19 protein-coding genes are annotated in these 21,267 nt (G+C 53.9%); 9 read left to right on the forward strand and 10 right to left on the reverse strand.

The window, feature by feature from the left end; all coding sequences use genetic code 11:
• Positions 1-51: 51 nt before the first annotated feature.
• Both ACT3T6_RS15510 and lapB read left to right on the forward strand, forming a co-directional pair.
• Complete coding sequence (locus ACT3T6_RS15510) at positions 52-357, forward strand: lipopolysaccharide assembly protein LapA domain-containing protein (RefSeq protein ID WP_087106669.1); 306 nt, start codon at positions 52-54, stop codon at positions 355-357.
• Entirely contained in the window at positions 358-1,557 is a 1,200-nt protein-coding gene (lapB, locus tag ACT3T6_RS15515; protein WP_193054887.1) for a lipopolysaccharide assembly protein LapB, read from the forward strand. It begins immediately after the preceding gene.
• A 22-nt stretch (positions 1,558-1,579) separates the two neighbouring features.
• On the opposite strand, the gene pyrF is transcribed toward lapB, so the two are convergent.
• Complete coding sequence (pyrF, locus tag ACT3T6_RS15520) at positions 1,580-2,272, reverse strand: orotidine-5'-phosphate decarboxylase (protein ID WP_193054886.1); 693 nt, start codon at positions 2,270-2,272, stop codon at positions 1,580-1,582.
• Between the two features lie 216 nt (positions 2,273-2,488).
• Here pyrF and ACT3T6_RS15525 point away from each other — a divergent pair, with 216 nt between their 5' ends.
• Positions 2,489-2,773: a ComEA family DNA-binding protein gene (locus tag ACT3T6_RS15525; RefSeq protein WP_172117079.1), complete on the forward strand. Its 285-nt coding sequence runs from the start codon at positions 2,489-2,491 to the stop codon at positions 2,771-2,773.
• A gap of 165 nt (positions 2,774-2,938) precedes the next feature.
• On the opposite strand, the gene prpD is transcribed toward ACT3T6_RS15525, so the two are convergent.
• The 6 genes from prpD to ACT3T6_RS15555 all read right to left on the reverse strand — a co-directional run bounded on the left by prpD (position 2,939) and on the right by ACT3T6_RS15555 (position 11,220).
• On the reverse strand, positions 2,939-4,423 hold the full coding sequence (prpD, locus tag ACT3T6_RS15530) for a 2-methylcitrate dehydratase (protein ID WP_193054885.1): 1,485 nt from the start codon (positions 4,421-4,423) through the stop codon (positions 2,939-2,941).
• Between the two features lie 28 nt (positions 4,424-4,451).
• Positions 4,452-5,648: a 2-methylaconitate cis-trans isomerase PrpF gene (gene prpF / locus ACT3T6_RS15535; protein ID WP_193054884.1), complete on the reverse strand. Its 1,197-nt coding sequence runs from the start codon at positions 5,646-5,648 to the stop codon at positions 4,452-4,454.
• Between the two features lie 29 nt (positions 5,649-5,677).
• Positions 5,678-8,287: a Fe/S-dependent 2-methylisocitrate dehydratase AcnD gene (gene acnD / locus ACT3T6_RS15540; protein WP_193054883.1), complete on the reverse strand. Its 2,610-nt coding sequence runs from the start codon at positions 8,285-8,287 to the stop codon at positions 5,678-5,680.
• Positions 8,288-8,355: 68 nt separating this feature from the next.
• Positions 8,356-9,483, reverse strand: coding sequence for a bifunctional 2-methylcitrate synthase/citrate synthase (gene prpC / locus ACT3T6_RS15545; protein WP_193054882.1), 1,128 nt, complete (start codon positions 9,481-9,483; stop codon positions 8,356-8,358).
• A 70-nt stretch (positions 9,484-9,553) separates the two neighbouring features.
• The gene (gene prpB / locus ACT3T6_RS15550; protein WP_193054881.1) at positions 9,554-10,447 is read right to left on the reverse strand and encodes a methylisocitrate lyase; all 894 of its coding nucleotides are present in this window, start codon (positions 10,445-10,447) and stop codon (positions 9,554-9,556) included.
• Positions 10,447-11,220 carry a GntR family transcriptional regulator gene (locus ACT3T6_RS15555; RefSeq protein ID WP_193054880.1) on the reverse strand — a complete coding sequence of 258 codons (774 nt, stop codon included), beginning with the start codon at positions 11,218-11,220 and terminating at the stop codon, positions 10,447-10,449. The genes prpB and ACT3T6_RS15555 overlap by 1 nt, the downstream gene beginning before the upstream one ends.
• A gap of 233 nt (positions 11,221-11,453) precedes the next feature.
• Here ACT3T6_RS15555 and pabB point away from each other — a divergent pair, with 233 nt between their 5' ends.
• Together pabB and ACT3T6_RS15565 are read left to right on the forward strand one after the other, a co-directional pair.
• Positions 11,454-12,824 (forward strand): aminodeoxychorismate synthase component I, encoded by a 1,371-nt coding sequence (gene pabB / locus ACT3T6_RS15560; protein ID WP_193054879.1) that lies wholly within the window; start codon positions 11,454-11,456, stop codon positions 12,822-12,824.
• Positions 12,825-12,941: 117 nt separating this feature from the next.
• On the forward strand, positions 12,942-13,577 hold the full coding sequence (locus ACT3T6_RS15565; protein ID WP_193054878.1) for a phosphoadenosine phosphosulfate reductase domain-containing protein: 636 nt from the start codon (positions 12,942-12,944) through the stop codon (positions 13,575-13,577).
• Positions 13,578-13,854: 277 nt separating this feature from the next.
• Here ACT3T6_RS15565 and cysB read toward each other — a convergent pair whose 3' ends face one another.
• Positions 13,855-14,829, reverse strand: a complete 975-nt coding sequence (gene cysB / locus ACT3T6_RS15570) for an HTH-type transcriptional regulator CysB (RefSeq protein ID WP_193054877.1) — start codon at positions 14,827-14,829, stop codon at positions 13,855-13,857.
• Positions 14,830-15,085: 256 nt separating this feature from the next.
• Between cysB and trxA the strand changes: the two genes are divergently transcribed.
• Positions 15,086-15,469, forward strand: a complete 384-nt coding sequence (gene trxA / locus ACT3T6_RS15575; RefSeq protein ID WP_140398967.1) for a thioredoxin — start codon at positions 15,086-15,088, stop codon at positions 15,467-15,469.
• A gap of 51 nt (positions 15,470-15,520) precedes the next feature.
• Here the strand turns inward: trxA and ACT3T6_RS15580 are convergent, their stop codons facing one another.
• Positions 15,521-16,672, reverse strand: coding sequence for an AI-2E family transporter (locus ACT3T6_RS15580; protein ID WP_193054876.1), 1,152 nt, complete (start codon positions 16,670-16,672; stop codon positions 15,521-15,523).
• Between the two features lie 195 nt (positions 16,673-16,867).
• On the opposite strand from ACT3T6_RS15580, the gene ACT3T6_RS15585 reads away from it, so the two are divergent.
• On the forward strand, positions 16,868-17,695 hold the full coding sequence (locus ACT3T6_RS15585) for an SIMPL domain-containing protein (RefSeq protein WP_193054875.1): 828 nt from the start codon (positions 16,868-16,870) through the stop codon (positions 17,693-17,695).
• Here ACT3T6_RS15585 and serS read toward each other — a convergent pair.
• Positions 17,640-18,917, reverse strand: a complete 1,278-nt coding sequence (gene serS, locus ACT3T6_RS15590) for a serine--tRNA ligase (RefSeq protein ID WP_193054874.1) — start codon at positions 18,915-18,917, stop codon at positions 17,640-17,642. The two genes, ACT3T6_RS15585 and serS, sit on opposite strands and share 56 nt — an antisense overlap.
• 292 nt (positions 18,918-19,209) lie before the next feature.
• On the opposite strand from serS, the gene ACT3T6_RS15595 reads away from it, so the two are divergent.
• A complete protein-coding gene (locus ACT3T6_RS15595; RefSeq protein WP_193054873.1) occupies positions 19,210-20,460 on the forward strand; it encodes a dicarboxylate/amino acid:cation symporter in 1,251 nt (416 codons plus the stop codon).
• 74 nt (positions 20,461-20,534) lie between these two features.
• A complete protein-coding gene (locus ACT3T6_RS15600) occupies positions 20,535-21,116 on the forward strand; it encodes a DUF4202 domain-containing protein (RefSeq protein WP_193054872.1) in 582 nt (193 codons plus the stop codon).
• The last annotated feature ends 151 nt before the right edge of the window (positions 21,117-21,267 follow it).

Raw genomic sequence — 21,267 nt, forward strand, 5'->3', positions numbered from 1 at the left:
ACTCATACACAATAGGGTCATACTGCGAACGTCACTGACTAGGAAACTCTCATGCGTTGGATTAAAGGGCTGATTCTCGCCATTATTTTGCTGGTTGTTCTACTGGTAGGCATCTTGTTTGCCGTCAACAATCAGCAAACCATTGCCTTGAATCTGATCTGGGTTGAACTCCCCCCCATCACACTCTCGGTATGGCTGCTGGCGACATTAACGTTTGGCGTCATACTCGGCATGCTCGCAATGATGGGGGTATACGTACGGTTGAAAGCACGTCTTGCACGCAGCGAGCGCCATAACAAACAGCAGCGCAAAGAGCTTGATCGTTTACGCACCCAGGAGTTTAAGGAACTAGCGTAAATGCATGATGTCATGCTGCTAGGGCTACTATTGGTAGCGATTGCCATAGGCTTCGGGCTAGGCATTCGATACGCTGCCCAGCGCCACCGGCGAGCGCCAACAGCGCCGCCTTCTCAACTGTCGCGCGAATATTTCGTTGGGTTAAATTACCTGCTGAATGAGCAACCCGATGAAGCCATTAACACGTTTATCAGTGCACTTGATGTTAATAGCGATACGGTAGATACCCATATCGCGCTGGGTAAGCTCTTTCGCACGCGTGGCGAGGCAGACAAAGCCGTCAGTATTCACCAAAACCTGCTTGCACGCCCGGCCCTATCGCATGGCACCAACGAACGCATCCAGCTTGAGCTTGCGCGCGATTTTATAGCGCTAGGTGTTCATGACCGTGCCCAGAGACTGCTGCACTCGCTGCTTGAGCAATCCACCGACGATGATCGCCGCTATGCGGCCAAGCAGCTACTGGTGGATCTTCTGGAGCGCGAAAAGGAGTGGCAAACCGCTTTAGAGGTAATCCAACCCCTGCTAAAGCAGCACCCAGGTATGCGACGCCCAGCGTCACACTGGCTATGCGAGCTGGCCATAGAAGAGATCCAACAGTCCAGCCGTGCGCTCGCGAAAAAGCATCTAAAAAAAGCCTTACTGCTGGATGAACGTTGCATTCGCGCCACACTACTGTTGGCGGATCTTGAGATGGATAACGGCCACTATGGCCGCGCGATAGAACGCCTTGACCATATTCCTGAGCAGGATGCCGCGCATATCCCAACCATGCTGCCAACCCTTCAGCGGGCCTATGCGCGTAACGACGATATAGCAGGTCTGGAGAAACACTTATACCGTCTACTGGGCCAGGCACCTTACACCAGCGTTATCGTGATGCTCGGCGAGCTTATTCACCAGCGGGATGGCGTGGATACCGCCATTGAGTTAACCGGAAACTGGCTACGTGATGCGCCGAGCCTTGGCGGGTTGGACTATCTGCTGGATCTGTATGTCGAAAGCCAGAAGCTAAGTGGAAGAACGGCGCCGGACACTCGCTTATCACTGCTGAAATACCACACGGATGCGCTTTTAAAAGATCGTCCACGCCATCAATGCAGACGCTGTGGTTTTACGAGTGATGCCCTTGCCTGGCAGTGCCCCAGCTGCCGCCGCTGGGGCACTACCAAGCCGATTACCGGTGTAGAGGGCGAGTAAACAAACCCGCACACATATCGTGCTACTGAAGCTCTGCTTCGATAGCCGCCAGCGCCGCCATGGGGTCAGACGCCTGAGTAACAGGCCGCCCTATCACCAAATGTGTACTCCCTGCCTGCATCGCTTCGCTCGGCGTCATAATACGCTGCTGATCGTTAACGGCGGCAAAACTCGGCCGAATACCGGGCGTTACTTTTAAAAACGACTCACCACACACAACCTTTAAATGTGCCGCCTCTTGGGCTGAGCATACAACGCCGTGCAGGCCGCTTTGTTGGGTCAACAGCGCCAAGCGCTCCACCTGTTCGGCGGGTGAAACGTTTAAACCCACTTCGCACAGGTCGCTTTCCTGGAGGCTGGTTAATACGGTAACAGCGATAAGGTGCGTGTCTAAACCTTGACTAACCAAACGCTCGGCGGCTGCCTCCATCATCTTGCGGCCACCGCTGGCGTGCACATTCACCATCCAGACGCCTTGCTCTGCTGCGGCCTGAACAGCCCCCGCCACCGTATTGGGAATATCATGAAACTTGAGGTCAAGGAACACGTCGAACCCGCGCCCATGCAGCGCTTCAAGGATAGCCGGGCCGCTGCGGGTATAAAGCTCTTTACCTACTTTTAAACGACACCGGGTGGGGTCTAGCTGGTCCGCCATGCACAAGGCGGCGTCAAGTGACGGGTAATCAAGCGCGATAATCAACGGGGATTCAGACACAACACTACTCCATACGCATTTTTAAGCATTATATCAGTCCAACACGACCCGCTTGTAAGCTATTTGCTAACCAGTACAAGCGAAAATCCTACAAACAGTGTCCTACATCACTGACAACAATAGGATAGCGAACGCGTTAAGTTAGTTAAGGCACCCGTTAGCACAGTGCCTGGTTATGCTACTTTTCTTTATCGACAAGAAGGAACAATACGCGTAATGAACATGACATTAAAAAGCTTGTTTGCCGCCCTGTTACTTAGTTTAAGTCTGGGATTATCCAGTAGCGCACTGGCTCAAGCCGTCGCGCCTATCAATGTTAATACCGCCAACGCCGAGCTGTTGAGCGAGCTTCCCGGCATTGGACCAAGCCGCGCTACCGCCATTATCGAAGAGCGTGATACCAAGGGAGAATTTGCAAGTATTGATGATTTAACGCGCGTCAGCGGCATCGGCGCAGCAACCGTAGATCGCATGCGCGACCAAATCGTACTCGAAGACTAAGCCCTGCAGTAAGCCCTGCAACATAGCAGGATTACTACTGCCCGGCGGCAGCACAGCAGCTGTTTGCCGGGCAAGTGTTTATCACATACCCAACATTGAAAAGCTCACCTAACGACTCCTCTCTCTTTCGCATTACTGCCCGTGACCTCGTGACTAGGCAAACTTTTAAATCATCCAAAGTGACATGAATTGATCCACCGGCATTGCTTCAAGCGTCGCTTGATTGCCGCAGAGCTGGCTAATCTTTTCGCAGCGAAATGCAGGGAAACGGGTGGCGAGATGGCGCTCAAACTTATCGACCAATAGCGGCATTCCCTCTTCTCGACGTCGCTGATGGCCTATCGGATACTCCACTGCAACTTTGTCTGTTGCACTACCATCACGGAAAAAGACCTGTACCGCATTCGCTATAGAGCGCTTCTGCGGGTCGTGGTAATCCGCTGAATAATCACTATTCTCCTCGACCACCATTTTGTCGCGCAGTACATCAATTAGCGGATGAGCCGCATGAAAGCTGTCTTCATAGTGCTCGGCGGTAAGCGAGCCAAAGATAAGCGGCACGGCCGTCATGTATTGCAGGCAGTGATCGCGGTCAGCGGGGTTAGCCAACGCTCCGGTTTTGGAAATTATCCGAATCGCTGAATCATGTGTGGTAATCACAATGCGCTCAATATCAGCCAAGCGCTCTTTTACCTGAGCGTGCAGAAGTACGGCCGCTTCGCAGGCGGTTTGGGCATGGAACTCCGCCGGGAAAGCAATTTTGAATAAAATGTTTTCCATAACATAGCACCCAAACTCACGCTGAAAACGCAGGCGCCGCTCTGCTTCAGGTTTAAGGCTCAGGTCTTTATTACTATGGCTAAAGGACACATCGTAAAACCCCCATTGCGGTGCGCTAAGCGCGCTGGGAATGCCCATCTCACCGCGTAATGCCATATCCGCCAGACGAACGCCTCGGGAAGTGGCATCGCCAGCCGCCCAGCTTTTGCGCGACCCGGCATTGGGCGCATGTCGGTAGGTGCGCAAGCTCTGGCCGTCTACCCACGCATGGGAAAGCGCAGCCAGCAACTGCTCGCGCGTAGCACCCATTAGCTTGGCAACCACCGCCGTCGAAGCCACTTTCACCAACAGCACATGATCCAGCCCCACCCGGTTGAAGCTGTTTTCCAGGGCCAGCACTCCCTGAATTTCATGCGCCATGACCATGGCGTTCAACACATCACGCATCGTCAGAGGCGCATCCCCTTGGGCAACCCGCTTTTGCGACAGATGATCAGCAACCGCCAAAATACCACCCAGGTTGTCAGAAGGATGCCCCCACTCGGCGGCAAGCCAGGTATCGTTATAATCCAGCCAGCGGACAGTTGCGCCGATATCCCAGGCCGCTTTTACCGGGTCAAGGCGTAGCGAAGTGCCCGGCACACGCGCCCCAAATGGCACCTGGGTGCCTTCTACCAGCGGGCCAAGATGCTTGGTGCACTCTGGAAAACGCAGCGCCAGAAGCCCACAGCCCAACGTATCCATTAAGCAGTAACGAGCCGTAGACAGTGCCGCCGACGAGGGAGTATCAAAGCTCAGCACATAATCAGCGATTAGCTGTAGCTCATCATCGTATTCTGGCCGCTCGTTTATCTCCGCTGTGACATTCATGGGGTCGCCTCCCGATCAATGCAGTGAGTTAAAAGCTGTCGCCCGGTACGCGTACCGCACCTTCCATTAGCACGCGCGCGCTGCGGCTCATAATGGCCTGATCAATCTGCCAGTGCCCGTCAACCAGATTGGCCTCTGCGCCAACGCGCAAACTGCCCGACGGGTGGCCAAACGTAACGGACTGACGCTTTCCGCCCCCGGCCGCCAAATTAACCAGCGTACCGTCTATCGCAGCGGCAGCAGCAATTGCCACGGCGGCAGTGCCCATCATGGCGTGATGCAATTTACCCATGGAAAGCGCCCGCACCACCAGATCGATATCACCAGCGTTAACGGTCTGACCGCTCGAGGAAACATAATCAGCTGGCGGCCCAACAAACGCTACCTTGGGCGTATGTTGGCGGCTCGCTGCCTCACTGACATCCCCTATCAACCCCATACGTACAGCGCCATGGGCGCGGATAGTCTCAAACATGCTTAATGCTTTACCGTCGCCATTGATGGCGTTTTGCAGCTCGGTACCGCGGTAACCAATATCAGCGGCATTAATAAACACCGTGGGGATACCTGCATTGATAAGGGTAGCTTTCAGAATACCCACACCCGGCACATTCAGGTCATCCACCAGGTTGCCGGTGGGAAAAATCGCCCCCTCGCCGTCAGCCGGGTCCATAAAAGCCACGGGAATCTCGGCGGCGGGAAAGGTCACGCCATCCAACTCGAAATCGCCGGTCTCCTGAACCTCCCCATTCACGATGGGCACCTGCGATACGATGGTTTTCTGGATATTGACCTGCCAGATTCTCACCTCGACCACACCGTTTTCAGGCAGACGTGCCGGATCAACCAGCCCATTCGCTATGGCAAACGGGCCTACCGCCGCCGAAAGATTGCCGCAGTTGCCGCTCCAATCCACGTAGGGCTTATCGATGGATACCTGGCCAAACACATAGTCCACATCGTGATCAGGCGAATGGCTTTTGGAAAGAATGACCGTTTTACTGGTGCTTGAGGTCGCGCCGCCCATACCGTCAATCTGTTTTTCGTACGGGTCGGGGCTTCCAATCACACGCAGCAGCAGCTTGTCACGCGCCTCTCCCGGCACCTGAGCAGCCTGGGGTAAATCGCTTAATTTAAAAAACACGCCTTTGCTGGTGCCGCCACGCATATAGGTGGCGGGGATTTTTATTTGCGGCACATGGCGGGCGTTGGCGACATCAGTCATCTTGTTCACTCCGAAAAATAACCCGGCACTTAAGCAGCCGTTGACTCGAGGAAGTCCTGGGCAAAGCGCTGCAGCACACCACCGGCGGCGTAAATTGATACTTCCTCGGCGGTATCCAGGCGGCATTTGACCGCTACGCGCTCGCTGCCCCCGTTTTGACGATGGATCACCAGCGTAAGCATCGCGCCTGGCGATACAGCCCCTTCAACATCAAAGGTTTCGGTGCCATCCAGGCCTAATGTCGTGCGCGTGGTTCCCGGCTCAAACTCTAGCGGCATTACGCCCATACCAATCAGGTTTGTGCGATGAATACGCTCAAACCCTTCAGCAGCAATGGCTTCCACACCAGCAAGCGCCACGCCTTTGGCAGCCCAGTCTCTTGATGAGCCTTGGCCATAATCGGCGCCAGCAATAATGATCAGCGGCTGCTTACGCGCCATGTAGGTTTCGATAGCTTCCCACATGCGGGTCACTTCCCCTTCAGGTTCGACCCGCGCCAGCGATCCCTGAACGACATTGCCTTCTTCATCGCGGACCATTTCGTTAAACAGCTTGGGATTGGCAAAGGTAGCGCGCTGGGCGGTGAGGTGATCACCGCGATGAGTCGCATAGGAGTTGAAGTCCTCCTCCGGCAGGCCCATTTTCGCCAGGTACTCACCCGCCGCGCTGTTAAGCTGAATGGCGTTGGAAGGCGATAGGTGATCGGTGGTGATATTGTCCGGCAAGATGGCCAGCGGGCGCATGCCTTTCAAGGTACGCTCTTTCGCCATATTGCCCTCCCAGTAAGGTGGGCGACGAATGTAGGTACTCTGGGGGCGCCAGTCGTATAGCGGGTTAACCTGGGCACGTGCGCTTTTATCAATATCAAACATGGGGATATAGGTCTGGCGGAACTGCTCGGGCTTCACAGAGGATTTCACAATAGCGTCGATCTCTTCATCCGCTGGCCAGATATCCTTCAAGGTAACGGGAGTCCCCGCCTGGTCGATCCCCAGCACGTCTTTTTCAATATCAAAGCGAATAGTGCCTGCAATGGCGTAAGCAACCACTAATGGCGGCGAGGCCAAAAAGGCCTGCTGGGCGTAGGGGTGAATCCGCCCATCAAAGTTGCGGTTACCGGAAAGCACTGCCGTGGCGTAAAGGTCCCGGTCGATAATTTCCTGCTGAATAACAGGGTCAAGCGCACCCGACATGCCGTTACAGGTGGTGCACGCATAAGCCACCACGCCAAAACCCAGATCCTCCAGCTCATTCATCAAGTCGGCTTCTTCCAGGTACATCTTGACCGTTTTTGAACCAGGCGCCAGAGATGACTTTACCCAGGGTTTACGCAACAAGCCGAGCCGGTTGGCGTTGCGCGCAATTAACCCAGCCGCCACCATATTACGCGGGTTGGACGTATTGGTGCAGCTGGTGATAGCGGCGATAATAACGGCGCCATCAGGCATTTTGCCCGCTTTCTCTTCTTCGCGTGCTGCATCAAGCCCTACCGCAATACCGCGCTGAACAAGCTCGGAAGTGGGCAGGTGCGCATGCGGGTTGGAAGGCCCTGCCAACGTCCGCGAAACCGATGAAAGATCAAAGCTCAGCACCCGCTCGTACTCAACCTGTGTCAGGCTGTCCGCCCAAAGGCCGGTGTGCTTGGCATAGGTTTCTACCAGCGCCACCTGTTCATCTTCACGACCGGTGAGCTTCAAATAATCGATGGTTTGGCTATCGATATAGAACATCGCCGCCGTCGCACCGTACTCGGGCGTCATGTTTGAAATCGTGGCGCGATCGCCGACCGTCAGCGCATCGGCGCCCTCGCCATAAAATTCCAGATAGGCACCGACCACGCGCTCTTTACGCAGAAACTCGGTGATCGCCAGCACCATATCGGTGCCCGTGATTCCTGGCTGCAGCTTACCGGTCAGCTCTACCCCGACGATATCGGGCAAGCGCATCATGGAAGCGCGACCAAGCATGACGCTCTCAGCTTCCAGGCCACCCACGCCGACTGAAATAACCCCGAGCGCGTCCACCATGGGGGTATGGCTATCGGTGCCCACGCAGGTATCAGGATAAGCAATGCCGTCCCGGTTCTGCACTACCGGCGACATTTTCTCCAGATTGATCTGGTGCATGATGCCGTTGCCAGGCGGGATAACATCAACGTTTTCAAAAGCCGTTTTGGTCCAGTTGATAAAGTGGAAGCGGTCATCGTTGCGCCGGTCTTCAATGGCGCGATTTTTTTCAAAAGCCCCCTCTTCAAAACCCGGATGCTCTACCGCCAACGAGTGGTCAACAATCAGTTGGGTGGGGACAACGGGATTGACCTTGGCCGGGTCACCGCCCTTCTCAGCGATGGCATCGCGCAGCCCGGCCAAATCAACCAGCGCCGTCTGGCCTAGAATATCGTGGCATACCACCCGCGCAGGATACCAAGGGAAGTCCAGGTCGCGTCGGCGTTCAATGAGCTGCTTAAGGGCATCGGTGAGAAGCTCAGGATCACAGCGGCGTACCAATTGCTCTGCCAGCACGCGTGATGTGTAAGGGAGCGTGGCGTAGGCTCCTGGCTGAATATCCTCAACGGCTTGGCGCGCATTAAAGTAATCAAGGCTGGTGCCTGGCAGTGGTTGACGATATTGGCTATTCATAGCAAGCAAACTCATGAAAAGGGAGCTAAAAAAACGCCCGGCAAGCAAGCTGCCGGGCCGCACGCTGATTAATCACGCGCCTCAATGGGAACCCATTCGCTTTTTTCAGGACCGATGTAGTCAGCGCTGGGGCGGATAATTCGATTGTTGGCGCGCTGTTCAAAGACATGTGCGGCCCACCCCGTTAGCCGGGACATGACAAAAATTGGTGTGAACAGCTTGGTGGGGATATCCATAAAGTGATAGGCGCTGGCATGGAAGAAGTCTGCGTTGCAGAACAGCTTTTTCTCACGCCACATCACTTCTTCGACCCTTTCAGATACGGGATAAAGCACCGTATCGCCTACGTCATCGGCAAGCTTTTTTGCCCACTGCTTGATGATCTCGTTGCGTGGATCAGACTCGCGATAAATCGCGTGGCCAAAGCCCATAATTTTATCTTTGCGCTCAAGCATGCCCATGATCTGACTTTCCGCTTCTTCCGGCGATTTCCAGTTTTCGATCATCGCCATGGCCGCTTCATTGGCACCGCCATGCAGCGGGCCACGCAGCGAACCGATGGCGCCGGTGACGCAAGAGTGCATATCAGAAAGCGTTGAGGCACACACCCGGGCGGTAAAGGTCGACGCATTAAACTCATGCTCGGCATATAAAATAAGCGATACGTTCATCACTCGCGCATGGAGCTCAGAGGCCGGCTCGCCACGCAGTAGATGCAAGAAGTGCCCGCCAACCGATGCAGCGTCGGTTTGGGTATCAATCCGCACTCCGTCATGAGAGTAGCGATACCAGTAGCAAATGATCGAAGGCAACACGGCCAGCAGCCGATCAGCGACGTCCTGCTGCTCGTCAAAACTCTCTTCGGTTTCCAGATTGCCCAGCATGGAGGTTCCAGTACGCATAACATCCATCGGGTGAGCATCTTTCGGAATTTGCTCAAGCACCGTTTTCAGCGCATCGGGCAACCCACGCAAGCCCTTTAATTTGCGGATGTAGTCGTCAAGCTCTGCCTGATTGGGCAATTTACCTTTCAAGAGCAGGTACGCTACTTCTTCAAATTTAGCCTTTTCAGCCAGCTCTTTGATATCAAAGCCACGGTACGTTAGGCCCGAGCCAGTCTTTCCAACAGTACACAAGGCGGTAGTTCCCGCACTTTGTCCACGCAGCCCTGCTCCCGCTAGCGGTTTATCAGCCATGACGAGTCTCCTGGTGTGCTTATCGTTGTACCTATCATTAATTGCAGATAACCGTGTTGTCGTGCGCACCTCATTGCGGCTCTTCGCCCTTTTCGGCGAATAATACATCCAGTTTCTGCTCGAAATCGTGATAGTTGAGGAAATCGTAGAGTTCATCGCGCGTCTGCATGGTGTTAACGACTTCTTTTTGATGGCCATTATCCAGAATGCTTTGATAGACATTCAGGGCAGCAGCGTTCATCGCTCGAAACGCAGAGAGCGGGTAAAGCACCATGCGACAACCAACCTCGCCAAGCTCGGCTTGAGTAAAGAGCGGCGTCGCACCAAACTCAGTGATATTGGCCAGAATCGGGGCATCCACTCGCTCGCAGAATGCCTGGTAATCAGAAAGGGTGTATACGGCTTCAGCAAAGATGGCATCCGCACCGGCTTCAACGCAGGCATTGGCGCGCTCAATAGCCGCGTCCAGGCCCTCTTTTTGAAAAGCATCGGTGCGTGCAATCAGATAAAAATCGGGATCTATTCGGGCATCGGCGGCCGCTTTAATGCGATCAACCATCTCAGCCTGGGAAACAATTGCCTTGTTGGGTCGATGACCACAACGTTTTTGCGCCACCTGGTCCTCCAGATGAACAGCGGCGACGCCAGCACGCTGCATCTCTTTCACTGTACGGGAAATATTGAACGCGCCGCCCCATCCGGTATCAATATCCACCAGCAACGGCAGGTCCGTTGCACCACAGATACGGCGCGCATCCTCGGCGACATCGTTCATGCTGGTCATCCCTAAATCAGGCAGGCCAAACGAGGCATTTGCCACCCCACCGCCGGAAAGGTAGATCGCCTGATGGCCGACACGTTCAGCCATCATCGCCGTATACGCGTTAATAGTGCCTAAAATGGCCAGTGGGCGCTGGGCGTCAAGGGCGGCTTTAAAACGGGCGCCTGGGGTGAGCGTTGACATTAGCGTGTCTCCTGAAGGGTAGTGGCCTGCCGTTCCTCGGCAGGCTCAGATGATTGCTGTTTAAGAATCGCGGCATAACGGTCGGCAACATTGGCACGCGAGGCACTGACGTGGCGGCGCATTAATAGCTCAGCAAGTTCGGCGTCACCTGATTCAATGGCGTCCACGATCCGGTGGTGCTCAACAAAGGCACGCTGCGGGCGCGTACCGCTGGCACTAAACTGCGTACGATAAAGGCGCACCAGGTAGTACAAGTCATTGCACAGCAGGCTCATTAGCATCTTGTTGTGGCTGCCTTGCACAATGCGGTAATGAAAGTCGAGATCGCCCTCACGCTGATAGTAAGCTTCACCGCGCTGTAAATCGGCCTGCCCTTCGTGCAGTGCCAGCACATCACGAAGGCCTTGTATTTCCTCTGCCGACATATGCTCCGCTGCTAGCCTTGCGGCCATGCTTTCCAACGCTTCGCGTACATCAAACAGCTCTATCAGCTCTTTCATAGAGAGCTTAACGACGCGTGCGCCGACGTGAGGTACGCGCTCAATCAAGCGATGAGACTCTAAACGCCGCATGGCTTCGCGAAGCGGACCACGAGAAATGCCGTACGTTTTTGAAAGCCCGGGCTCAGTGATTTTGCTGCCTGGCGCCAAGACGCCACGCACAATATCGCTTTGCAGTTGATGAAATACCCGCTCGGCTAGCGTGCGCACTTCAGGCGGCGCTATTTCAAGCGACGAATCAACAGAATAAGGGGCGCTAATGGATGAACTCATGGCGAATTGTCGACAATTAGGAAAGTGTTCAAACTTTAGCTGTGCGCCTTTCTAGCGTCAACCATAGAATACTGGCGATTTTATGCATCTTTGGTTGTAAGCAAAAAGTCTACCCCTCTCGCCAGTGTCAACAATCTCGCTAAAACCGTTTGAAGCACATCGATTACATTGCTGGTGTCGGCCTTCAACGCCCTCTAAAATGAGCAGCCTTTTACCGGCGAGGCGTTTGCTCCATGACCACGGCATTGTCGATATTTACGCTGCCCTATTCTTCTGACCCGTTAGCGCTGTTTGATTCGCTTCGCCAACGCCCAGGTGCAGTACTTTTGGATAGTGGCCGCCCCGTCGCTCAAGGGCGCTACGATATTCTGAGCAGCGACCCCTTAGCGACGCTGGAAGTGGACGCCACAGGCAAGTCAGAGCTTGCGAGTGAACAGCTCAATATAGCGGCTCTACCGCCAGGCGATTGCTTTGCTCAGCAGCAGTGGCTGTTAAATCAGCTACCGCTACAGGCTACAGAGGTTGATCAACACGCCTTACATAGTGAGCTGCCCTTTATGGGCGGGCTGATAGGCTACTGGGGCTATGACCTTGGGCGCTCACTGGCGACCCACCAACAACCTCAGGTGGCTCACCTACCTCAGGCGCGCCTGGGCCTTTATGACTGGTGCATCACCCTTGACCACGTAGCAAAGCGGGCGTGGCTGGTAGCCACCGCGCAGCGTCGAGAGCAGGTTCTAGAGTGGCTAGACCAGGCGCCGCCCAAACGCCCTCCTTTTGCCTTAACCGAACCCTTTCAAGCAGAGCTTAGCCAGAGCGATTACGCTGAACGCTTCAAAGCCGTTCAGCGCTATATTCTGGCGGGCGACTGTTATCAGATTAACCTCGCCCAGCGCTTTTCTGCTGCCTACCAGGGCGATGAATGGCAGGCCTATTTACGCTTACGCAACGCCACGCCCACACCGTTTTCAGGCTTCATGGCTTGGGGCCAACAGGCCGTCCTCTCTCTTTCACCCGAGCGGTTTATCAAAAGCAATAATGGCGCGGTTGAGGCTCGTCCTATAAAAGGCACCCGACCACGGGGCGCTACGGCTGATGAGGATCTTGCTCTGGCCAATGATCTAACCAGCAGCCTTAAAGATCGTGCTGAAAACGTCATGATCGTTGATTTACTGCGCAATGACCTGGGCCGTGTATGTAAGCCGGGCAGTATCAATGTGCCCCAACTCTGCAAGCTGGAAAGCTACCCTAATGTGCATCATCTGGTGAGCGTAGTGCGCGGACAGCTCGCGTCCGACGCCTCCCCTCTTGCCTTATTGGCGGCGGCCTTTCCCGGCGGGTCGATTACCGGTGCGCCCAAGGTTCGCGCCATGCAGATTATCGCCGAGCTTGAGCCGTGTCAGCGCAGCGTGTACTGCGGAAGCATGGGATACGTTGATATACGTGGCAGCATGGACACTTCTATTACTATTCGTACGTTAGCGGCGGATGCCGGGAGGCTTCACGTGTGGGGCGGCGGTGGGCTGGTTGCCGACTCAGCACTTGAGGAAGAGTACGTGGAGACACTGGATAAAATTCGCCATCTTATTAAGGCACTGGAATAACAGCCGCCGTATTTAAATCAAAAAGGAATATAAAAGCCAAACCAAACGGTATTGGGGGGAACGGCGGACAGTTTGATAGCCTAGCGGTATGGTTCATTAATATGACAAGGAGGCAGCATGTCCTCATCGCTAGATGCGATCAATCGTGATTTTTCCGAGAACGATTTTAGCAAGAACCCACAAGCACTTATTGAGTGGGCATTAACACAAGGTGAAAGGGCGATCTGTACGACGAACTTTCGCCCTTTTGAAGCCGTTATTCTGCACATGGTGACACAGGTACGTCCTGACATGCCGATTGTCTGGATGGACAGTGGCTATAACACCGAAGCCACTTATCAATTCGCCGACGAGCTAATAACGCGCTTGAATCTGAACATGGTCAGCTATATACCCAAGCGGACGCGCGCGCACCGTGAAGCGCTCGAAGGCCCCATGCCGGGCATTGATGACCCGCGCCATGCGGCCTTCACCCAAGAGGTCAAAATTGAGCCGTTTGAACGTGCATTAAGTGAGATGCGCCCTGACGTATGGTTTACAGCGCTTCGTGCAGAAGACACGCCCGAACGGGCCAAAATGCAGCCCGTCAGCCGTAACAGTGATGGGCTGGTTAAAGTGGCGCCGGTGTTGCATTGGAGTGCTAAAGAGATGTATCAATATTTACAGGCGCACGACCTGCCTAACAACTTCGATTACTTCGACCCCACCAAGGTGGAAGAAAAACGCGAGTGCGGCTTGCACCTACAGCATTAAGCCTTTCTCTGAAAACCTGTCATTGAAAAACCAGGTATTGAAAGACTTGGCTCCAGGTTAGGCCACAAGCCAAACGTACGACTCACGTTGTTAGCAGCTTGCCAGCGGTTTCGCTGGCATCATGCCCCCCCTAACAACGTGAGCGCTTAAAGCGTTAGTGTTTTCGTAGGTACTTCTAATCCGTACTTGTAATAAGTGCTTGTAATAAGCGCTTGTGATAAGTACGTGTGGTAAGTGCGTGTAACAAGCACTTGTCACACATCAGTGCCACAAGCTATCAGTACTCAGGCAGCTCTATCCCTTCAAACAGCGCTTGTTCAAAGCGTGGCCCAGCAATGAGCGCCTCATCCACACGGTCTCGCGTCAAGTGTGGGGCAAAGCGCGCCAGGAAATCGTACATATAGCCACGCATAAACGTGCCCCGGCGAATGCCTATTTTAGTCGTTGAACTCGCAAACAGGTGGCTGGCATCCACCGCGACTAAATCCCCGTCCAAGTTATCGTCTACCGCCATATGTGCCACGATCCCAACGCCCATGCCGAGCCGCACATAGGTTTTAATCACGTCGGCATCCGCCGCCGTTAGCACAACGTTAGGCGTCAACCCCTTCGCTTTAAACGCATCATCCAACTGGGAACGACCGGTAAATCCAAAGACATACGTCACCAGCGGATGTTCTGCCAACGCTTCCAGCGTTAAAGGTCCACTCAGCGCTGCTAGTGGGTGGCCTTTAGGCACCAGGATACAGCGATTCCAGCGGTAACAAGGCAAGAGTACCAAGTCGGTAAACAGCTCCAGCGATTCAGTGGCAATCGCAAAATCGGCCTGCCCCTCACTCACCATTTGCGCAATTTGCTTAGGCGTACCCTGCTGCATATGTAGCGCGACTTCCGGATATTTCAGTGTAAATTCACTGATAATCGGCGGAAGTGCATAGCGTGCCTGGGTATGCGTGGTCGCAATAGATAAGCTTCCCCGCCGCTCATCGCTATGCTCCTGGGCTACCTGTTTAATATTTTCGGTAAGCTTGAGCACCTGGCCCGCCAGGTTAATAATGGACTGACCTGCTGGCGTTACCCGGGTTAGATGTTTTCCGCTACGCGCGAAAATCTCAACGCCCAGCTCATCCTCCAACAGCCGTATTTGCTTGGAAATACCAGGCTGAGAGGTAAACAGGCTTTGAGCGGTCGCCGATACATTTAGGTTGTGTCGGTTAACTTCCCAAATATAGCGAAGTTGTTGTAGCTTCATATCATCACCTCATTATCTATACCGATAGCAGGCAGGTCATCTAACGCTGGCACCGCCTATCTTGCACTCACCACAAAGCACTATTTGGCATAAAAAAACACTCTATAATTCACTTATATTATAAGAGATAATCTCTATTAGCATCTATTAATTTTGTAATTAAGCACAAAAATAAGCGCAGATATTTGCCAGCAAACGCCGCGCCCGCTAACATCTGCCGACTTGGCGTAATGAAAGTGCGCAGGTTTAACGCGTAATGACCGTTGCTCCATTTGAGGCAACGACACTGCAAGAGCAACGCAAACGGGAGAAGCAAATGGCTAATAATGTTGACGTCACTAACGCTAATTTTGAGCAAGAAGTCCTCAACGCCGACCAGCCTGTCCTGCTAAAATTTTGGGCGCCCTGGTGTGGCCCGTGTAAAGTTATGGCACCGGTTGTCGATGAAGTGGCAGCCGAGCGCGGTGATAACTTAAAAGTGGTCAGCGTAAACGTTGACGATGCGCCTGAAATTGCCGCAGAACAAGGCGTACGCGGTGTACCGACCGTTATGCTGTTCAAGTCTGGTACCAAAGTCGCTTCACTGGTAGGCGCGCAATCCAAGTCTCAACTAACGCAATTCATCGACCAAAACGCTTGATGAAATTGGCCACCGCCGGCACAACCGGTGGTGGCCGTGCGACCCCTCCTGTTAACTCTCCCCCTCTTTTAGATGCTCTTCGGGCGTAGCACTATTTTTACGTTTCCACGGTGCGCGACCTGCATCTTGCTGGCTAAGATAACGCCCCGTGCGATGTCTCCCTGGTCCCAGAAAATGGGCAATCCAACGCGTCTGCGGATGGCTATCCAAGGCAATTTTTAGGGTCATGGTTAACACGACAGATAGCAGCATCCCCGCCGGTCCAAAAATCCACCCCCAAACAACCAGCGAAAGAAACGCCACAAACGTTGAAAGCCCTAGCGCTTGCCCCATGACACGCGGTTCAATCAGGTTACCAAGTACAAAGTTAATGACCAGATAAGCGGACGCCAGCAGCAGCGCCTGTAGTGCGCCGCCGTCCTGGGACACCAGAAGCAGCAGCACTGGAGGGATAGCCGCAAGTGCTGAGCCAATGTTAGGGATAAAGTTAAGCCCAAACGCCAGAACGCCCCAAAGTAATGGGAAATCAACCCCGACAATCACACAGGAGAGCCAAATTAATACCGCCGTGGCTAGGCTAATCATTGTTTTTACGGCCAAATAGCGCTTTAGCGTTAAGCTGAATTCGCTAAATCGCTTTAAACTAGGTGCAGGGTTTTCCAAGGCACGCGAAACTTTTTGGCGAAGGTTCAGCGTTTCAAACAGCATAAAAATAACCAGCAACCCCACGATAATACTTTGCATCACCAGGTTGCCCAGCTCACCCAACAGCGTTGCCACCCAAGAAGAACCTTCCTCATCCGCATTGAAAAAGACGGCGCTAAGCTCATCAGGGTCAATATTGAAGCCATGCATGGCGAGCGTATTAAGCAAATCCCAATAGTGCTCGTAAAGCCGCTCCTCAATATCAGGCAGCGCCGCCACAAAGGTGCTAAAACTGTTGACGACCAACACGCCAATCAGTGAAAGAAACCCCAACAACACCATCAGGGTTAAAAAAGCCGACATTCTCATGCTTAGGCCACAACGGTGTAGCCACTGCACCGGAGAGGTACACACTACCGCGATAAATACCGCCAGCAGCAAGGGTACAAGTAAATCTGCCCCCCCTTTCATTCCCGCAATAATTACCACTAATGCCGCTAGCGCCAACGTAGCATTTAAGGGGATACTTCGATAATCCTCATCCGATAATCTCGACATAGCCTCATCCTTAGCTAGTTACCCATACATAATGGCGGTAATAAAGGTATTGCACAAACCGTGCAAATAATAAGCAACTGTTTTGCGTCACCTCTTTTACGCTGAACTTTCCCCGTAGTCGCTATTCCAAGCAAGCGTCTATACTTTTAATTGACGCGTACCCGGCTAGTCTTCTCTACCTCAAGGAGTTTCTCTATGAGCCCAGTATCGGCACGTTTACCGCGTTTTCGTTATGGAATTTTAAGTGGCGCTCTGTTGGCGCTTCTGAGCACTCCCCTCGCCTTTGCGGCCCCGCCTGCACCGCCCAGCTTAAATGTCCAGGCACAGTCCTGGGTTGAGGTTGAACCCGACCAGGCGACGTTCACAGCGCGCCTTTGGGAAAACACGCCTGCCGTTTCTTCACTGGAAGATACCGACAGCGAAGCGTTAGGAGAAGCCCGTGAACGCCTTGAGAATCGTGCCAGCGAACTGATCGAAGCCATTGAAGCCCTGGGAATTGAGCGACGCGCTATCAATGCCGGGTCGTTGAACGTTTATCCTGACCATGTCGCTGCGCCACGTAGCGAAAATGGCGACCAGGAGATGCTCCAACGCACGCGTCTTGAACGCCCGTTCAGCATAGAGCTAACCGACCTTGATCAATTGGGCGATGTGCTCAACGCGCTGATCGGGGTGGGTGTGAATGCAATGGACGGCGTCCAATTTGATTTACAGGACAGAGAAGCCGCCACCGATGAAGCGCTGGTAAAAGCACTGGAGAAAGCTCGCCACAAAGCCAACCTGATGGCCAGCACGCTGGAAACCGAACTCGGCCACGTTCAGCGTATTGAAGAGACGCAAGCGCCTATGTTTCAGCCCCGCATGATGGCCATGCGGGCTGAGAGTGATATGGCCAATAGCGGATCACAAAGCGATTACAGCCCCGGCACCATCCGTATTGATGCCGGGGTTAACGTCGAATGGACGCTTAAAGGGCCAGACGCTCCTGACCACCAAGATAGGGACGTAGCGGCTCAGGAATAACCACCGAGCCGTCTGCCTGCTGGTGATTTTCAAGTATTGCCAGCAGGCAACGGCCAACGGCCAAGCCAGAACCATTTAACGTATGCAGGAGCTGTGGCTTTTTCACATCCGGTTGACGGAAGCGCGCCTGCATACGTCGTGCCTGAAAGTCTTCGCAGTTGGAAACAGACGAAATTTCCCGATAAGTGCTCTGACTGGGCAGCCAGACTTCCAGGTCGTAGGTTTTCGCCGCGCCAAAGCCCATATCGCCCGTGCAAAGCGTCACTACGCGGTACGGCAACTCTAACGCTTGTAAGATCGCCTCTGCATGACCACGCATTTCATCCAGCGCTTCATAGCTCTTCTCTGGTTCTACAATCTGCACCATTTCCACTTTATCAAACTGATGCTGGCGGATCATGCCGCGAGTATCACGCCCGTGCGAACCGGCCTCGCTACGAAAACACGGCGTGTGCGCCGTAAGCTTCATCGGCAATGCCGCTTGATCCACAATCTCATCACGCACAAAGTTGGTGAGCGGCACTTCAGAAGTAGGAATCAAGTAGTACTCGCGCTCATCATCCAGCTTGAACAGGTCTTCGCCAAACTTCGGCAGCTGGCCGGTGCCCGTTAGTGAGTCGCGATTCACCATATAGGGCACGTAGCACTCTTCATAGCCGTGCTTTTCGGTTTGGATATCCAGCATAAATTGAGCCAGCGCACGGTGCAGTCGAGCAATGGGCCCACGCATAACGGCAAAGCGGGCACCGGTCAGTTTAACGGCCAATTCAAAATCCAGATAACCGGATTTTTTGCCTAAATCGACATGATCGAGCACGTCAAAATCGAACTCACGTGGTGTACCCCAACGGTGCAGTTCAACGTTGTCTTCTTCTTTTTCACCTTCCGGCACGCTTTCATGAGGCAGGTTAGGAATACCGCTGACCGCGTCATCCCAGGCCTCTTGCACCTTGGCCAACTCACACTTGGCGTTATCCAGACGATCGCCTAAATCGCTGACTTCATCCAACAGCGGCTGGATATCTTCGCCACTGGCTTTGGCCTTGCCAATGGCTTTTGAGCGCGTATTACGCTCGCTTTGCAGTTGCTCGGTCTGCGTTTGCAATTCACGGCGGCGCGACTCCAGCGTCTGAAGCCCCTCTTTATCCAGTACAAAGCCGCGACGAGCTAGTTGTTGCGCTAGCGCGTCCAGATCACCGCGCAGCAGTTTCGGATCGAGCATGAGTTATTCCTTGGCCTGTATTCAGTTAAACACGGCGCCAAACGCCAGTATCAAAGGCCCCTATTGTAGGCAAAAGCACGGCGGGGAGCTATGGGGGCGTTATAGCAACGTGCCCGGCAACTCACATCGGCGATTAAATAACCAGAGACTGCTTCGAAGCCGCGGCTGCCCGTAAGCGCTCACTTCGCCCATTACAAGCCCCCGCCCTTCTTACTAAAAAGTGATAAAGTGCGCGCCGAATCGTAATCCTGCTATTGATCAACCGTAAATAAAACTCCAAGGAGAGAGATCCGTGAGCACATCACAAGGCGCCTTCGGCTGGTGGAGAGGCATCGCCCTCTGGAAGAAAATTCTCGCAGGTTTAGCGCTAGGGATAGCGGCGGGCGCGCTATTGGGTGAAAACGCCAGCATCTTTAAGCCACTGGGCGATATTTTTATCAACGCGATCATGATGCTGATCGTACCGCTAGTGTTCTCAACGCTGGTGGTCGGCATTACGTCGATGCGCGACCCGCAAAAAATGGGTCGCATTGGCGCCCGTACCATCGGCCTTTATCTTTTGACCACGGCCTTTGCTATCAGTATCGGGTTGCTGCTTTCGACACTGCTACAGCCTGGAGCAGGCGTTAACATCAGTTTTGATAGCGGCGTGAATGCAAACGAGGCGCCTACCCTGGCGTCCATTTTGATTAACCTGGTGCCCCGCAACCCCATTGATGCGCTGGCCAACGGCAACATTTTGCAAATTATTGTATTTGCGATTGGCTTGGGCATTTCACTGACTCTGATTGGTGAAAAGGGTGAAGCACTGGTCGTGGTGTTCGATAGCTTTGCCGAGGCAATGTACAAGCTCACGGGCATCGTCATGGCCTTTGCACCTTTTGGGGTGTTTGGCCTAATGGCGCATGTATCTGGCCAATACGGGCTGGAAATCCTGTTACCACTCGCCAAGCTGATTGGCGTGGTGTATTTAGCCTGTGCGCTGCATGTTCTGGTGATTTACTCAGGCTTTATTCGCCTGTTGGGGCGGCTTAATCCAGTGCGTTATCTCCAGGGCAGCCTCGACGCCATGATGATAGCGTTCTCCTCCGCCTCTTCGGCAGGATCACTGCCAGTATCGATTCGCTGTGCACAGAAAAACCTGGGCGTATCTGAAGGCGTTTCAAGCTTTGTACTGCCTGTGGGTGCGACCATTAATATGGATGGTACAGCGCTTTACCAAGGCGTCGTCGTACTGTTTATTGCCCAAATGCTGGGTATTGAGCTGAGCCTGGTCGACTACGGCATGATTGTCGCCACCGGCACGCTTGCTTCCATTGGCACCGCGGGCGTACCCGGTGCGGGTCTTATCATGCTCTCTATCGTGATGGCTCAAATTGGCTTACCGCTTGAGGCCATCGCCGTCGTCGCAGGCATCGACCGTATTCTCGATATGGCGCGCACCAGCGTTAACGTGGCGGGCGACATTATGGTCACCACCCTGGTAGGTAAAAGCGAAGGCGAATTGAACCTCGACGTTTATAACGCCGATAATAAAGCCTGACCGCCCGCCCCACGCCAGAATACTCTGCGACGAGACCGTTGCAGAGTATCGCGACAGCTAACCAGGAGAGCACCATGTCCCACCCCCTTGAACAGGTATTAACCGCGCTGGACCAGCTTCATAGCGAAGACCCCAAAACAGTCAACGTGGCCGATGAGCCGCTCCCCGCCGAGCTGCTTTACGCACAGCGCATGAGCAAATGGCTTGCTCACCTTAACCAGGCACCCAGCGAGTGCTTACAGATTGCTGTCCGCGCCCAGCACTTGCAGCGCTGGCAGGTAGCACGCGAAGCGTACCCTGAAGGTCGAGTAGGCTACTTAACCTGGCGGCGCGACCAGGGTATCCGCGCGGGCGACACAACTGCCCAATTAATGCGTGAAGCAGGCTATAGCACTGAGGACGCCGAGCGGGTTATCACACTCATCACCAAAAAGGGGTTGGGCCGTGATGCCGATGTACAGACACTTGAAGACTGCGCCTGCCTGGTATTTTTGGAAAACTATTTTGCCGATTTCTCGCGCAAGGTCGAACATGACCATATGGTGCGAATTATTCAAAAAACCTGGCGCAAGATGTCACCCCAAGCTCATGAATTAGCCCTGACACTGCCCATGTCACCTGCTTCTGCCGCCCTGGTAAAAGAAGCTTTGAGCTAGCATGTTTAGCGCAGGGTGCAGCCAGGCAGGCACTGAGGTAAAGTAGCGCTCTCTTTTTTTGATGCCCCGGCACTGACGGCTTGAACGATTATGATTGCATCGCTGGACTCTCGGACCGCCCCGTTTAAACGCTTGGCCTCCCACTACCTGC

It is taken from the genome of Halomonas sp. 72, from assembly GCF_052379785.1.
Classification (GTDB): domain Bacteria; phylum Pseudomonadota; class Gammaproteobacteria; order Pseudomonadales; family Halomonadaceae; genus Vreelandella; species Vreelandella citrativorans.